Raw genomic sequence first — 13,553 nt, forward strand, 5'->3', positions numbered from 1 at the left:
CCGGCGCCGCCATGGGTCTCGTGTTGCACGGGGCGTTAGGCCTCATGCCGACGATCGGTGCCCTCGTCGGCGTCGAGACGGTCGCCGCGGGCTGGGCGGTCCACCTGATCAACAGCACGGCGTTCGGGGCGCTGTTCGTCGCCGTCTTCGACCGCGCGTTCTTCGACGACCTGCGGACGGACATCGGCGGGTGCCTCTCGCTCGGCGTCGCCCACTCGGCGCTGCTCGGCGTGATCACCGGCGGACTGCTGTTGCCGACCGCGATCGCGATCGCGGGCGCGACTTCGCTACCGGTCCCGACGCTGCCGGTCCCGGGGCTCACGGCGAGCTTCGAGTTCGGCGCGGTCATCGCGGTGGCGCACCTGCTGTACGGGCTCGTGCTCGGGCGCGTCTTCGCCGCGTTCACCCTCGCCGACGGCGGGGTCGGGTGGCTCCCCATCGACCCGGTCGACCGATAGCGGTCGCGGAGAGCTCCGCCTCCGCTCCCCTCCACCGCGCCCGCCTCTCGCAACGCCCTTGCCTCCCCGCGTCGAACCCCGGGTATGACCACGCGCGAGTTCGACGGGATCCGACTGGAGAAGGTGCGCGAGCACGTCTGGGAGATCCCCCGCGAGGGCGACATGAACGTCCCCGCACGGGTCCTCGCCAGCGAATCGCTGCTGGAGGAGATCGGCGAGGACGACTCGCTGCAGCAGCTGAAGAACGCCACCCATCTGCCCGGGATGGTCGAGCCCGCCCTCTGCATGCCCGACGGCCACCAGGGGTACGGCTTCCCGGTCGGCGGCGTCGGCGCCATCGACGCCCGAACCGGCTGTATATCGCCCGGAGCGGTCGGCTATGACATAAATTGCGGAGTGAGAATGGTAAAAACTAATCTCACGTACGACGACGTGCGCGGCCGCGAGTCGGAGCTCGTCGACGCGCTCTTCGAGGCGATCCCGTCCGGGCTCGGCGGCGGCGGCGTCATCGACGGCGACGCGGACGCCATCGAGGGCGCCCTCGAACGCGGCGTCGAGTGGGCGGTCGAGGAGGGGTACGGGATCGAGAGCGACCTCGCGCGCTGCGAGGACGAGGGGCGACGCCCCGACGCGCGCCCGGAGTACGTCTCCCAGAAGGCGATGGACCGCGGGCGCAACCAGATGGGCTCGCTCGGCTCGGGGAACCACTTCCTGGAGGTCCAGCGGGTCACCGACGTGTTCCGCGAGGGAGTCGCCGACGAGTTCGGCCTCCGCGAGGACGGGATCGTCGTCCTGATCCACTGCGGGAGCCGCGGGCTCGGCCACCAGACCTGCAACGACTACCTGCGTCGGATCGAGAAGGAGCACGGCGACCTCCTCGACTCGCTACCGGACAAGGAGCTCGCGGCCGCGCCCGCCGGCTCCGAGCTGGCCGACGAGTACTACGGCGCGATGGGCGCCTGTATCAACTTCGCGTGGGTGAACCGCCAGCTGATCACCCACCAGGCTCGGGAGACGTTCGGCGAGGTGTTCGACGCCGACCCGATCGATGACCTCGGGATGGAGCTGCTGTACGACGTGGCGCACAACATCGCGAAGAAGGAGACCCACGAGGTCGGCGTCGACGCCGACGGCCGCCCCGCGGTCGGCGACGAGGCCACCGAGCGCGCGGACCGCGAGCTGTACGTCCACCGAAAGGGCGCCACGCGCGCGTTCCCCGCGGGCCACGAGGACGTGCCCGACGCGTACCGCGACGTCGGCCAGCCCGTCATCATCCCCGGCAGCATGGGTGCCGGTTCGTACGTGCTCCGGGGCGGCGCGGAGTCGATGTCGGTCTCGTTCGGCTCCACCGCCCACGGCGCCGGCCGACTGATGAGCCGGACGCAGGCGAAACAGGAGTTCTGGGGCGGCGACGTACAGGACGACCTCGAGGACGGCCAGCGGATCTACGTGAAGGCGCAGTCGGGCGCCACCATCGCCGAGGAGGCGCCCGGCGTCTACAAGGACATCGACGAGGTGATCCGCGTCAGCGACGACCTGGGAATCGGCGACAAGGTGGCGCGGACGTTCCCCGTCTGTAACATCAAGGGCTGATCGGCGTCCCGGAGCGCCGACGGTTTATGGCCGATACCGCGGCCACGTCGCACCGAGATGACCGACCACTCGCGGAACGGTAGCTCGTCCGAAGCGGTCTCCAGACGCTCGGTCCTCGGCGGCGTCGCCGCCGTCGCGGTCGGCGGTTTCACCGGCCTCGGCGCCCTCGCGGCGTCGAGCGAACCGGCCGCCGCGGTCGACGGCGACCCGGCGGCCTTCGAGGCGGGCGACGCCCCGACGGTCACCAGCAACGACGGCCGGATCGAGTCGGTCTACCTCTCGCCCGCCGTCGACGTGTCGTGGACCGACTTCTCCGAGGGCGTCGAGCGCGTGACGCTCACGCTCGCCGTCGGGAGCGACGACGGCGTCGACGAGGTGTACCGGGAGACCCTCACCGCTGACGATCCCGGGGCGACGCCGGGCGACGTCGCGGCCGTGGGCGACGACTCTGCATCGGACGACTCGACGCCCGACTTCGACGCGGTCGACGGCGGCCTCACCGCGCGGTTCGAGCGCGCCGACGCGACCGCCCGGGGCGACGCGGTGACGAGCGAGACGCTCTCGGCCACCGACCTGTCCGGCGGCGAGACGGAAACGACGACGCTGGACGTGGTGTTCCGCGTGGACGTCGCCGGCGGCGGCGACGAGGCGACCGTCGTGCGCACGACGACCGTCGACCTGACCGTCGAGAACCCGGCGGGCGACGCGACGGCGGGCGGGTCGGTCGAGGTCGACACCGCCTGAGACGCGACGCCGCCTGAGGAGCGACGCCGTTCGGGGGTCGACTCCCCCGCCCTCGGCCGGTCAGCGCTCCCGCTTCGCCTCCCGACCGAGGTGCTCCTCGACGGCCGCGACCTTCCGGTCGGCGGTCGTCTCCTCGGTCCGCTTGTCGTCGATTTTTAAGACGGTGGAGACGCGGTCGCCGTCGACGGCGTCGTGGGCGGCGGCAGCCGCCGCGAACAGCGTCTCGGCGTCGCCGGCCTCGATCACGGTCCCCATCGGGTTGGTCTCGTAGCTCACGTCGAACTCGTCGAGCGCCGCGACGGCCTTCGCGACCTCGCCCGACATGCTCCCCTCGATCACCGGCGCGACGCTCAACAGCGCGATGGCGGTCATGCCCGAGCGTCCGGCCCGCGAACACTTAAAAACGGACGCGACACGGCGCCGGCTCCGGCAGCCGCATCACTCGAGCGCGTCCCGGAGGAAGGAGAGCTGGTGCCCCACGGCCGGTTCGAAGTCCTCGCCGAACGGGGAGAAGTGGTCCGCGGGCATGGCGACGACGGTCCCGCGCGACAGGGTTTCGCCCGCGTCGACGACCGCCTCGCTGTCGACGATGGCGTCGTCGGTCCCCGCGAGGAGCAGCGTCGGCGCCCGGATCTCGTCGAGCCGCTCGACCGGCCGGTAGTTCGCCACCCCCAACAGCGACCGCGCGGGCGTCTCGTTGCGCCACGCCGACCCGCGGTCGACCAGATCGAGGTACTTCCGCTTCGTCCCCGGCTCCGTGATCGCGGCGAGCTCCTCGGTGCCGCCGACGATCGGGACCGTCCGCCCGCGACCGAGCCGGTGACCGAGCAGGTCGCGGACGCCCGCGGCCCCGGAGCGCGCGAGGTACCGGCCGCCGCGGCGTCGGGCGATCGCCCGCCCGTCGAGCATCGGGACCGCGGCGATCACGGCGTCGGGGTCGCGCCGCTCCGCCGCGAGCGTGAGGACGTGCGCGGCCGACAGCGACGCGCCCCAGAGGACCAGTCCGCGGCCGACCGCGTCGACCCGGCGAACGCGGTCGATCGCGGCCGCGTAGTCCGCGCGCTGGCCATCGGGGTCGACGAGCTGCGAGTCGCCGTCCGACGCCCCGAACCCGCGGTAATCGAAGAGGAACGCCGCGTAGCCGGCGTCGGCGAACCGCTCCGCGACCGCGGGGTAGCCGAAGCTCCGCTCCGCGCCGAGCCCCGGCGCCATCACGACGACCGGCGGGTCCTCGCCGTCGCCGCCGGGGAGATAGAGGGTGCCACGGCAGGTGTCGCCGCCGGCGTCGAACGCGAGCTCGCGGGTGGCGAACCGCTCGCGCGGCGGCCGCGATAGACGCCGCTGCGCGCGGTTTATCGGGTCTCTGCGGGTCACGCTTCGTCCCCGCTCCCGGCGGGCTCGTCGGCGTGCGTCAGCGTCTCCAGCACGCGGGTCGAGAACTCGGTCTCGCTGATCTCGTACGCGATCAGCGCCTCGAACCACGCCGCCTCCGCGTGCCACGTCCCGAGCACGTCGCCCGGCGAGCGGACCACGGTCGCCTCGACCCGAACGGGGTCCCACGCGTCCGCTTCGGCGCGATCGATGAGCGCGTTGAGCGCGCGCCCGATCTCCCCGCGGTGCACCTCGCGGCCGGGAAACGCCGTCATGTACGTGAGATCCAGCGGGTCGCCGCCCTCGACGGCCTCGACGCTGACCCCGTAGCTGCGGAGCGCCGGCTCCACCTCGGTCGTCCGCTCGTCACCGGTCATACGCGACCCACGTCCGGACGAGATAAATCGGTACCGGCGTCCGACGGCGCGGCCGCTCGGCGCGTGAGAAACGACTCGTTCCGAAAGCCGCGGACGGGGGAAGGCCGCCGCGAACGACGGCCGGGATCGGTTCTGTCAGAGGCACACGATTGTCCCGCGCGGCCGGGCTGTAGTACTCTGTGAAATTATATAAACTCTCGGGAAAGTCGGCTCGGTGACAGGTGTGGCCGAAACCGGACCCGCTCCGCGAGCGAGTCGCCGGTTCCGGGCACCCTTTATCAGTGTCGCGCGACAGGATCCGGTATGCTTCGGGGGACGGTGACCGCGCTGACGCGCTCGGCCGACGCGGCCGGCGTCCTCGTCGTCGGCGGGGTGCTGACGCTGCTGGCGTGGGTCGTCACCCCGGTTTGGGTCGGCGGATCGATCCTTTTCCCCCCGCTCGTCCTGTTCGCGCCGCTGGCGCTCGCGCCCGCGTTCGTCGCTCGCGGCTACTTTGTCCGCGTCCTCGCCGCCGGCGTCGCCGACGGGAACGCCGACGGCGCACCCCCGTTCGTCGCGTGGAACGAACTCTATCGGACCGGCCTCAGATCCGCGCTCTTGAGCGCCGTCCTGCTCGCGCCGCTCGCGGCGGGAGCCGCGCTCTCGGCGCTCGCGACCGGCGCGCTCGCGACCGGCGTCGTCGCTCCCGCTCCCCTCGCCGACGCGACTCGGAGCGCCCTCGGTGACGGCGGCGCGGTGGCCGTTGCCGGGGTCGCGGGCGGGCTCGGCGGGGTCGTCGCGGCGGCGTACCTCCTCGCGTTCGCGTACGTCAGGCCCGCGGCGCTCGCGGCGTTCGCCGCGTCCGGCCGCCTCCGCGACGGGCTTCGCCCGCGCCGCGTCGCTCGCGTCGCCGGCTCCGGCGCGTACGCGACCGCGTGGGTCGTGGCGGCCGCGACGCTGGGCGCGGGCTACGCGCTGGCGGGGCCGTTCGTCCCGCTCGTGGTCGGGACCGCGCTCGTCTTCGTCGTCCGCGTCGCCGCGTACGGGCTGTACGGGCGGGGGGCGTCGTCGACGCTGGACGCCGTCGTCGCGGGCGACGCGGACGGGCCGGCAGCCGACGCGACCACGGCGGGGGCGGGTCGCGCTGATTGGCCGGCCGAGCCCGTACGCCCCCCGACGCCCGAGGTGCCGCCGGCGGTGCAGACGGGCCGGTCGGTTCCGATCGGTGGGCCGAGAGTCGGCGAGGCGGGAGTCGGCGAGACGGGGGGCGACGGCCCCGTCCCCGACGGGCTCGGTGGTGTCGTCGGGGTCGACGGCGGGTTCGACTGGAACGCGCGCGGCGGCGAACCGGGCGACCGCCGCGGGGACGACGCGGCCGACTCCCGTGACGGACCCGCTACCGCCGACGCCACCGACGCCACCGACGCCACCGACGCCACCGACGCCACCGACGCCGCCGACGAGTTCGAGTGGAACGTCGACGTCGCCGATCCGAAAGACAAGCGTTGATACGCGGGCGGGGCCACGTTCGGGCATGCGCATCACCGATCGGGGGTACGGCGAGGAGGGACGCGAGCGGCTCGCTCTCGTCCCCGAGAACGTCGACGACCTCTGGCACCTCGCGCACGTCCTCGAACCTGGGGACCTCGTCGAGGGCGACACCACCCGCCGGATCCAGCGGAACGACGACCAGATGCGGGACACCGGCGGCCAGCGCGAACACCTGTTCGTCACGCTCGAGGTCGACGAGGTGGAGTTCGCCCGGTTCGCCAACCGGCTCCGCGTGTCGGGCGTGATCGTCGGCTGCTCCCGCGAGGACCAGCTCAACGCCCACCACACCCTCAACGTCGAGGAGCACGACGAGATCACGGTGGAAAAGCACTTCAAGCCGGACCAGACCGAGCGGCTGGAGGAGGCGACCGAGGCCGCCGAGAACCCCGACGTGGCCATCGCCACCGTCGAGGAAGGGGCCGCCTACGTCCACACGGTCCAGCAGTACGGCACCGAGGAGTACGCCTCGTTCACGAAGCCGACCGGGAAGGGCGACTTCTCACGGCCGCGCGAGGAGCTGTTCGCCGAGCTGGGCGAGGCGCTCGCGCACCTCGACGCCGACGCGGTGATCCTCGCGGGGCCGGGGTTCACGAAGCAGGACGCGCTCGACTACGTCGAGGAGGAGCACCGCGATCTGGCCGACCGGATCACCACCGTCGACACCTCGGCCGCCGGCGACCGCGGCGTCCACGAGGTGCTCAAGCGCGGCGCGGTCGACGAGGTGCAGAAGGAGACCCGGATCTCGAAGGAGGCGACGCTCATCGACGACCTCACGGCCGAGATCGCGCAGGGCGCGAAGGCGACGTACGGGCCCGAGGACGTGGCCGAGGCCGCCGAGTTCGGCGCGATCGAGACGCTCCTCGTCGTCGATGAGCGGCTCCGGCAGGAGCGGCAGCACGAGGGCGACTGGGAGATCGACGTCAACGGGGTGATCGAGTCGGTCGAACAGCAGGGCGGCGACGTGGTCGTCTTCTCCTCGGAGTTCGACCCCGGCCAGCAGCTCTCCAACCTCGGCGGCATCGCCGCGATACTGCGGTATCGGCTGCAGTAGCGGACCGACAGTACGGCTACCGGACGAGACCTTCGAGCGTTTCGAAGACGACCGCGGGGTCGACCAGCACGCCGCTGAACAGCGCGGCGATGATGACTACCACCACTTTTCCGTAGCGACTGATCAGGACCCGCGTCGAGGTCGGCAGTTGCGCGCGAACGATCGGGAGCGCCATCACGCCGAGGAAGATGCCTAACCCGCCGGCGAAGACGTTGCCTTCGAGGTTCGTCGTCCCGATGTAGATGATGATCACCCCGGCGGTGTAACTGAGGATCTTCCCTTTCTTCTGCCAGATCCGGTCGAGGAGGCCGGTTCGGCTGCCGTCGTCCAACTCCGCCTCCGAGGCGTCGGCGTCGAGCGCCGCCTCGCTGTCGCTCTCATCGGGAGCCGTCGATTCGCCGTGTGCGGCCTCGCCGTCGTCGGTACGTGCGTCGTCTGAATGCGTCGTCGTTTCGCTCATTGGTTCGTGGTCCTCGTCATTTCGCTCGCCGACGGTGACGTCGACGTCGGTCGAATCCGTCTCGCAATCGACGGTGAAGCCGAGCGTTTTGCCGTCGTCCGCCGTGGTCGTCTGGTACTCCAGAACCGCCGTTCGGGCGCTGTGGGCGGGGAGATCCATCGTCACCGAGTCTTCCGTCTCGTCGAGCGAGAGCGTGACTACCCTCGCGCCCGGAACGTCGCCTTTGTTCTCGACCGTCACGTCGAGGGTCGCCGTCTCCCCGGCGGTCACGTCGATACCGTCGTCTCCGTCCGCCCGTCCGCCGGCGAGCGCCACCGCGCCGACGACGAACGCCGCTTGCTCGGGTTCGGCCATAAGGACGCCCGCGGCACCCGGCACCGCCGCGACGGCCTTGGCGACGCCGGCCGGCGCGGCCGCGGCGAACAGCTCGGTCCGCGAGACCAGCACGACGAGGAGATACGAGCCGATGGCACCCGCACCGCCGCCGGCGGCGATTCGCGCCACCGTCGAGCGTGACCCGCCGCCGTCGACCGATTCGACCGCGGTTTCGTTCTCGGGCGTCTCGTCGGTCGCGTTGTCAACTGTCTCGTTTATCGGTTCCGGCTCCGGTTCGGTCTCTACCGATTCGTTCTCCACCGATTCGTTCTCCACCGATTCGTTCTCCACCGATTCGTCTGCCACCGGTCCGTCTTCCGGTTCATCACCGCCATCGTCGTCGGACGACCGAGAAGACGAGGTCGACGATCGAGTCGGAGCGGTGACCGATAGCGAGACGCTGTCGGAGAAGCCGCTCGCCGCGGCGGTGAGTTCGGCCGTCCCGGCTTCCTCGGCGGTCACGAGGCCGTCGTCGTCGACCGTGACCGTGGCCGGCGCGTCCGAGGTGTACTCCGCGGGCGCGGTCGCGGTGGGGGTCGTCCCGTCGGACAGCGTGAGCGTGACCGTCGCAGCGGTCGTCTCATCCGGATCGAGCGTCGTCTCGCCGACCGAGAGCGCGTAGTCGTCGACTCGCCACGCGTGGATCGGATACGCGTCGGTCGCGACCCAGACCGGGTTGAACGCGAGGGCCGTGGTCTCGGTGACGTTCGACCCCTGGAGCTCACTCGTCGTGAGGCCGGTGAGACCGGTCGCCGGACCGGTTCCGTTCGGGGTGTCCGTCCCGCTGGTCTCGGTGTCCCAGTACGAGTCGACGACGGGGATCGAACTGATCTCGCCGGCGAACCCGCCGACGGTCTCGGTTCCGGTGACCGTGCCGACCGAGTAGGACGCGGCGATCTCGGAGCCGTCGAACTCGTCCCTGACGATCCCCGCGAAGCCGCCGACGCTCCGGTTCCCGGTCACGTCGCCGAACGCCGACGAGTTCCCGATCGGGCCGTTGCTGTCCCCGACCAGTCCGCCGGCGTTCTCGCCGACGGTCGTGTTCCCCTCGACGTCGCCGGTCGCGAACGACCGGAAGATGTCGCTCTGGGTCGCGCCGACGAGCCCGCCCACATCCGACTGCCCGCGAACGGTTCCCGTCGCGGCCGAGTCGATGACCTCGGCGTAGCCGCCTCCGCTCCCGAGGAGCCCGCCCACCGCTCGTGCTCTCGGGGCGGTCACGTCGACGCTCGCGCTCGCGTTCGAAATCGCTGTGAAATCGCTCGTCCCGGAGCTGAATCCGACAAGCCCGCCGATACTCGACCCGTTAGATGCAGAGACGGTCCCGGACGCGCTCGAACTGCGGACCCGCCCGTTGTTTTCGCCGACCAGTCCACCAACATCGGACCCGTTAGGTGCCGAGACGGTCCCGGAGGTATTCGAATCGACGACCCGCCCGTTGTTGTTCTGACCGACCAATCCGCCGACACCGGACCTGTCCGGTGCGGAGACAGTCGCTGAGGCGCTCGAATCGACGACCCGACCGTTGTTTTGGCCGACCAGTCCACCGACTGAATCGGATCTCGCTTCACCAATCAGCTGTGAACCAGCTTCAACGCCCTGCAGTGAACCGCCCTGAGCGTCTCCCCCCGAAATAGTGCCGCCGTTCCGCCCGACGAGCGCACCGACATTCTGCGCTCCCGTGACGTTCGCGTCGGTAATCGTGACGTTCGCTATCGTGCTGTCGGATCCGGTGACGCCGAACAGCCCGGTGTCTGTTCCGTTAGGCCGTTCGATGGTTACTCCATCGATAGAGTGGCCGTTACCTTCGAACGAGCCGTCAAACGAGTCCAGGTCGTCCCCTAGCGGCTCGAATCCAACTCCATCATTCTCAGCAGACGAGACGCTCCAGCCGTCCGTCCGAGAGGCGTTTATATCGGTCGTCAGCTCGTGGTTCGCCGAGAGCCGCTGCCCGATCAGCTGCAGTTCGTAGACGTTCGTGATCGCGTACGGCGTTTCGTTCCCGTCGCCGGCGACGAGCGCGTCGAAGGCGTCTCCGCCGTCGGCGAACGACGAGTTCCACGCGAGGTCGGGGTACCCGCCGTCGCGCGGCATCCACGTCCCGTAGAACGCGAGGTCGTCCATCTCGACGGTCGCGTTGAGACCGGTCATCTCGGCGGCCGGCTCGGCGTCGCCGACCGCGCCGAAGCCGCTGAGATCGTCCTCGGATCCCGCTCCGCCACCGGTCGCGTTCTCGCGGGTCGCGGCTCCCCGATCCCAGTACGAGTTCCCGACGGTCGCGTTATTCACACCGATCAGGCCGCCGACGCCGACGTCCCCGTCGACCGCTCCGGCGGCGTACGACTCGTTGAGCACGCTGCTCTCGTTGTTATATCCGACCAGTCCACCGACCTCGGTCTCTCCGTCGACCGCCCCGACGGCGTACGAGTCGGTTATCTCGCTCTCGTCGGCGCTCTCGCCGACCACCCCGCCGACGGACTCGTTACCGGTGACCGCGCTCGTGGCGTACGACAAAGTGACGGTACTCGCGGCGGCCCGGCCGACCAGTCCGCCGACGCCGTCGACGCCGACGACCGAGCCGGTGACGGACGCGGCGGTCACGGCGGTGTCGTTGGTGCCGTTGCCGACCACCCCGCCGACCGATTCGTTACCGTCGATATCGACGTCATCGAGGCCGACGCGTTCGATAGTCGCACCGTCTGTGACCCCGAACAGCCCCACGTCGGCTTCGGCGTTCCGATTGACGGACAGCCCCGATATCGTCCGGTCGCTCCCGTTGAACGAGCCCGTGAACGGGTCGGTGGCGTTCCCGATCGGCGCGAAGCCGGCCCCGCCGTTCCACGCGGAGGTGTTGCTCGCGTTGACGGCGGCCGTGAGAGTGTAGTTGGCGCTCAGGTTGCCGGCCATCGACTGGAGCTCGGAGGCGTTCCCGATCCGGTACGGGTCCGATTCCGTCCCGTTTCCGTCCAGGTCCGCGTCCGGATCGAGACCGACGAGCGGCTCGGCGGCCGCCGCTCCCGAAAACAGCGTTATTCCCACCGTAACGACGAGCACGACCCGCCAGAACCCGCGTCCGATCATCGACTCCCGGCGGGTCGCAGGCGGGTCGGTCGGTCGGTGGTCCGCGTCGCCGGCGGTTGTCCGCCGAGGCCGACGGCCGACGGGGGCGCGCCGCGCTGCACGTCTCGCCACAGTCCGCTGCTCCGATGGTACGTGTCTCCGATTTTCATGAGCTGTGACCGGTAGCTGCGCCCACGGCGAACACTTCGGATGGGCCGGACTACCGCTCTTGCGTGACGTTCTCAGGTGGAGGAGATATAACCGATACCAGCACATGGTGGTACGGCGAAATCAACCGACAGACGGCTGTTAATAGCTGAATACGGACAGTAGCGAAGGCCTAATACACGCTGCCGTGATGGGTTCGAAAATGGGTCACATCTCGTTACGGAAGCGAACCCGTCGGCTGGTCGATCCCACGCACGCCGACGGGAGGGGGAAACTCTTCAACTGGGTCATTATCTCTCTCATTTTGCTGAACGTGCTCGCGGTCGCGCTCGAGACGGTCGACTGGATATACGCGGCGTACAGCGCGCAGTTTGTGCTGTTGGAGACCGTCTCGGTCGCCGTCTTCACCGCCGAGTACCTCGCGCGAATCTGGAGCGCGGTCGAAGCGGGCGAACCCTACGACCGACCGGTCGTCGGTCGACTCCGATACGCCACCCGGCCGCTGCTGTTGCTCGACCTCGTCGCCATCGCGCCGTTTTACATCACGCTCGTGGGTGGAACATCGGACCTCCGCTTTTTGCGCGCACTCCGCTTGATGCGGTTTCTCCGTCTGTTTCGGCTCGTTCGATACAGCGAGTCGATGCAGGCCTTCGGGCGCGCCTTCGCCCTCAAGCGCGGGCAACTCGTCGTGGCGATGACCGGCAACCTGATCCTGTTGGTGGTCGCCTCGTCGCTGATGTATTTCGCGGAACACGCCGCCCAACCGGAGGCGTTCCCCTCGATACCGGGGACGATGTGGTGGGGGATCGTCACGCTCACAACGGTGGGATACGGCGACGTCACGCCCGTTACCCCGACCGGCCAGGTCATCGGTAGCGCGGTCGCGATCCTCGGGATCGGGTTGTTCGCCCTCCCGGCGTCGATCATGGCGTCCGGGTTTATCCAGGGATCGTCGTACGAGACCGGTTACTGTCCCGACTGCGGACACGAGATCGACTGGGAATCGGACGTGAGCGCCGACGGCCCTACCTACGGCGTGTCGAACCGCGTCCGGATCGACATCACCGCGGAAAGCGCGCTCGATTACGACTACCACGGCGTTCACGGAACCGTCGCCGAGTACGATCCGGACAGAGACGAGTATCTGATCGAGTTAGACGAGTCCGAAGAACGGCTCACCGCGACGTGGAAGGACCTCCGGACCCCGCTGCGATAACGGGGGCGTCCCGCCGCGTTCGGCTCCGTGAGACGACACGACGCCCGGCCACGAATCCCGATACCGCCCGCTATCGCCCGGTCAACGCCTCGCTCGCGGGCGCGAAGTCGATCGTCTGTCCGCGCCCCTTCTCGCTCGCCCGTTGATAAAGCATGTGCGCGGCCGCGACCGTCTCGATCCCGGTCCCGCCGGAGTCGAAGACCGTGATCTCCTCCTCGCTCGTCCGACCTGGGTGCCCGCCGGCGACGACCTCACCGAGATCGGCCGCGACGTGGTCCTCGTCGACGAGCCCCGCCTCGACCGCGGCGAGGAACGACCCGGCGTCCTGCGCTGCGCGCGCCCGGATGTCGGGGACGTACGTCGCCCGCGCGACCAGCTCCGGCGGGAGCTCGTTCTTCTCCGGGTGATACTGTCCCATCGCGGTGACGTGGGTGCCGGGCTCCACGTCGCCGTCGTCGATCACGGGCCCGCTCGCGGTGGTCGCGGTGACGACCACGTCGGCGCCGTCGAGGGCGTCGCTCGCGCTCGCGACCGCTGACACGTCGGCGTCGATCCGCTCGTCGAACTCGTCGGCGAGCGCCTCGCGGTTCTCCGGGGTCGGGGAGAACACCCGGACCGCCTCGAACTCGCGGACGGTCGCGGTCGTCGCGAGCTGGCCGCGGGCCTGCGCGCCGCTGCCGATCACGGCGATCTCGGTGGCGTCGGCGCGGGCGAGCGCGTCGACCGCGGTCGCCCCCGCGGCGCCCGTTTTAAAGGGATTCATCGAGGCGCCGTCGAGCAGCGCGAGCGGCTCGCCCGACTCGGCGTCGAACAGCGGCGTCATGAACCACGCGTCCCCCGCGCCGAACCCCGCGGAGTAGGCGTACCCGCCCATCGCGCCCGTCTCCGGCAGGACCGCGGCGTAGGTCGTCAACATCCCCGGCGGGTCGCGGTTGAGCAGCTTCGTCCGCGGCTCCGCGGGCGCGCCCTCGCCGACCTGGCGGTAGGCGTCGCGGACGACCGCGACGTAGTCGGCCGGCTCGGCGAGGTCGTCGACCTCGGCGCTCGTCAGGAACAGGGTGTCGGTCATACCAGACCGCTCGGGCGCGAGGGACTAAACCGTGCAGGGAACCGGAACGGCCGACCCGCGTGGTCGGAGAGAGAGGCCCGG

General features: G+C 70.3%; 11 protein-coding genes. 6 read left to right on the top strand and 5 right to left on the bottom strand.

Annotated elements, in window-relative coordinates; translation table 11 throughout:
- Window positions 1-11 precede the first annotated feature (11 nt).
- The 3 genes from C469_RS13315 to C469_RS13325 all read left to right on the top strand — a co-directional run bounded on the left by C469_RS13315 (window position 12) and on the right by C469_RS13325 (window position 2,795).
- Complete coding sequence (locus C469_RS13315) at window positions 12-458, top strand: hypothetical protein (RefSeq protein ID WP_241430031.1); 447 nt, start codon at window positions 12-14, stop codon at window positions 456-458.
- Window positions 459-542: 84 nt separating this feature from the next.
- Entirely contained in the window at window positions 543-2,051 is a 1,509-nt protein-coding gene (locus tag C469_RS13320) for an RtcB family protein (protein WP_008007447.1), read from the top strand.
- Between the two features lie 57 nt (window positions 2,052-2,108).
- A complete protein-coding gene (locus C469_RS13325) occupies window positions 2,109-2,795 on the top strand; it encodes a hypothetical protein (protein WP_008007449.1) in 687 nt (228 codons plus the stop codon).
- A 60-nt stretch (window positions 2,796-2,855) separates the two neighbouring features.
- Here C469_RS13325 and C469_RS13330 read toward each other — a convergent pair whose 3' ends face one another.
- The 3 genes from C469_RS13330 to C469_RS13340 all read right to left on the bottom strand — a co-directional run bounded on the left by C469_RS13330 (window position 2,856) and on the right by C469_RS13340 (window position 4,543).
- Entirely contained in the window at window positions 2,856-3,167 is a 312-nt protein-coding gene (locus C469_RS13330) for an MTH1187 family thiamine-binding protein (protein WP_008007450.1), read from the bottom strand.
- A gap of 66 nt (window positions 3,168-3,233) precedes the next feature.
- Complete coding sequence (locus C469_RS13335) at window positions 3,234-4,169, bottom strand: alpha/beta hydrolase (protein WP_008007452.1); 936 nt, start codon at window positions 4,167-4,169, stop codon at window positions 3,234-3,236.
- Entirely contained in the window at window positions 4,166-4,543 is a 378-nt protein-coding gene (locus tag C469_RS13340; RefSeq protein ID WP_008007454.1) for a hypothetical protein, read from the bottom strand. Before C469_RS13340 ends, C469_RS13335 begins: the two co-directional genes overlap by 4 nt.
- A 303-nt stretch (window positions 4,544-4,846) precedes the next feature.
- On the opposite strand from C469_RS13340, the gene C469_RS13345 reads away from it, so the two are divergent.
- Together C469_RS13345 and C469_RS13350 are read left to right on the top strand one after the other, a co-directional pair.
- Window positions 4,847-6,031: a DUF4013 domain-containing protein gene (locus tag C469_RS13345; RefSeq protein WP_008007456.1), complete on the top strand. Its 1,185-nt coding sequence runs from the start codon at window positions 4,847-4,849 to the stop codon at window positions 6,029-6,031.
- Between the two features lie 25 nt (window positions 6,032-6,056).
- On the top strand, window positions 6,057-7,124 hold the full coding sequence (locus C469_RS13350; protein ID WP_008007458.1) for an mRNA surveillance protein pelota: 1,068 nt from the start codon (window positions 6,057-6,059) through the stop codon (window positions 7,122-7,124).
- Window positions 7,125-7,140: 16 nt separating this feature from the next.
- On the opposite strand, the gene C469_RS13355 is transcribed toward C469_RS13350, so the two are convergent.
- Window positions 7,141-11,040: a beta strand repeat-containing protein gene (locus C469_RS13355; RefSeq protein WP_008007460.1), complete on the bottom strand. Its 3,900-nt coding sequence runs from the start codon at window positions 11,038-11,040 to the stop codon at window positions 7,141-7,143.
- A 349-nt stretch (window positions 11,041-11,389) separates the two neighbouring features.
- Here C469_RS13355 and C469_RS13360 point away from each other — a divergent pair, with 349 nt between their 5' ends.
- Window positions 11,390-12,403: an ion transporter gene (locus C469_RS13360; RefSeq protein WP_008007462.1), complete on the top strand. Its 1,014-nt coding sequence runs from the start codon at window positions 11,390-11,392 to the stop codon at window positions 12,401-12,403.
- Window positions 12,404-12,473: 70 nt separating this feature from the next.
- Here C469_RS13360 and C469_RS13365 read toward each other — a convergent pair whose 3' ends face one another.
- Complete coding sequence (locus C469_RS13365) at window positions 12,474-13,472, bottom strand: ornithine cyclodeaminase family protein (RefSeq protein ID WP_008007464.1); 999 nt, start codon at window positions 13,470-13,472, stop codon at window positions 12,474-12,476.
- Window positions 13,473-13,553 lie beyond the last annotated feature (81 nt).

The sequence above is a fragment of the Halorubrum lipolyticum DSM 21995 genome, from assembly GCF_000337375.1.
In the GTDB taxonomy this organism is placed as follows: domain Archaea; phylum Halobacteriota; class Halobacteria; order Halobacteriales; family Haloferacaceae; genus Halorubrum; species Halorubrum lipolyticum.

What these genes read in the sequence shown, in the direction of transcription:
- C469_RS13315 (WP_241430031.1), top strand. Translation starts at nt 12, where the DNA reads ATGGGTCTCGTGTTGCACGGGGCGTTAGGCCTCATGCCGACGATCGGT.
- C469_RS13320 (WP_008007447.1), top strand. Translation starts at nt 543, where the DNA reads ATGACCACGCGCGAGTTCGACGGGATCCGACTGGAGAAGGTGCGCGAG.
- C469_RS13325 (WP_008007449.1), top strand. Translation starts at nt 2,109, where the DNA reads ATGACCGACCACTCGCGGAACGGTAGCTCGTCCGAAGCGGTCTCCAGA.
- C469_RS13330 (WP_008007450.1), bottom strand. Translation starts at nt 3,167, where the DNA reads ATGACCGCCATCGCGCTGTTGAGCGTCGCGCCGGTGATCGAGGGGAGC.
- C469_RS13340 (WP_008007454.1), bottom strand. Translation starts at nt 4,543, where the DNA reads ATGACCGGTGACGAGCGGACGACCGAGGTGGAGCCGGCGCTCCGCAGC.
- C469_RS13345 (WP_008007456.1), top strand. Translation starts at nt 4,847, where the DNA reads ATGCTTCGGGGGACGGTGACCGCGCTGACGCGCTCGGCCGACGCGGCC.
- C469_RS13350 (WP_008007458.1), top strand. Translation starts at nt 6,057, where the DNA reads ATGCGCATCACCGATCGGGGGTACGGCGAGGAGGGACGCGAGCGGCTC.
- C469_RS13355 (WP_008007460.1), bottom strand. Translation starts at nt 11,040, where the DNA reads ATGATCGGACGCGGGTTCTGGCGGGTCGTGCTCGTCGTTACGGTGGGA.
- C469_RS13360 (WP_008007462.1), top strand. Translation starts at nt 11,390, where the DNA reads ATGGGTCACATCTCGTTACGGAAGCGAACCCGTCGGCTGGTCGATCCC.
- C469_RS13365 (WP_008007464.1), bottom strand. Translation starts at nt 13,472, where the DNA reads ATGACCGACACCCTGTTCCTGACGAGCGCCGAGGTCGACGACCTCGCC.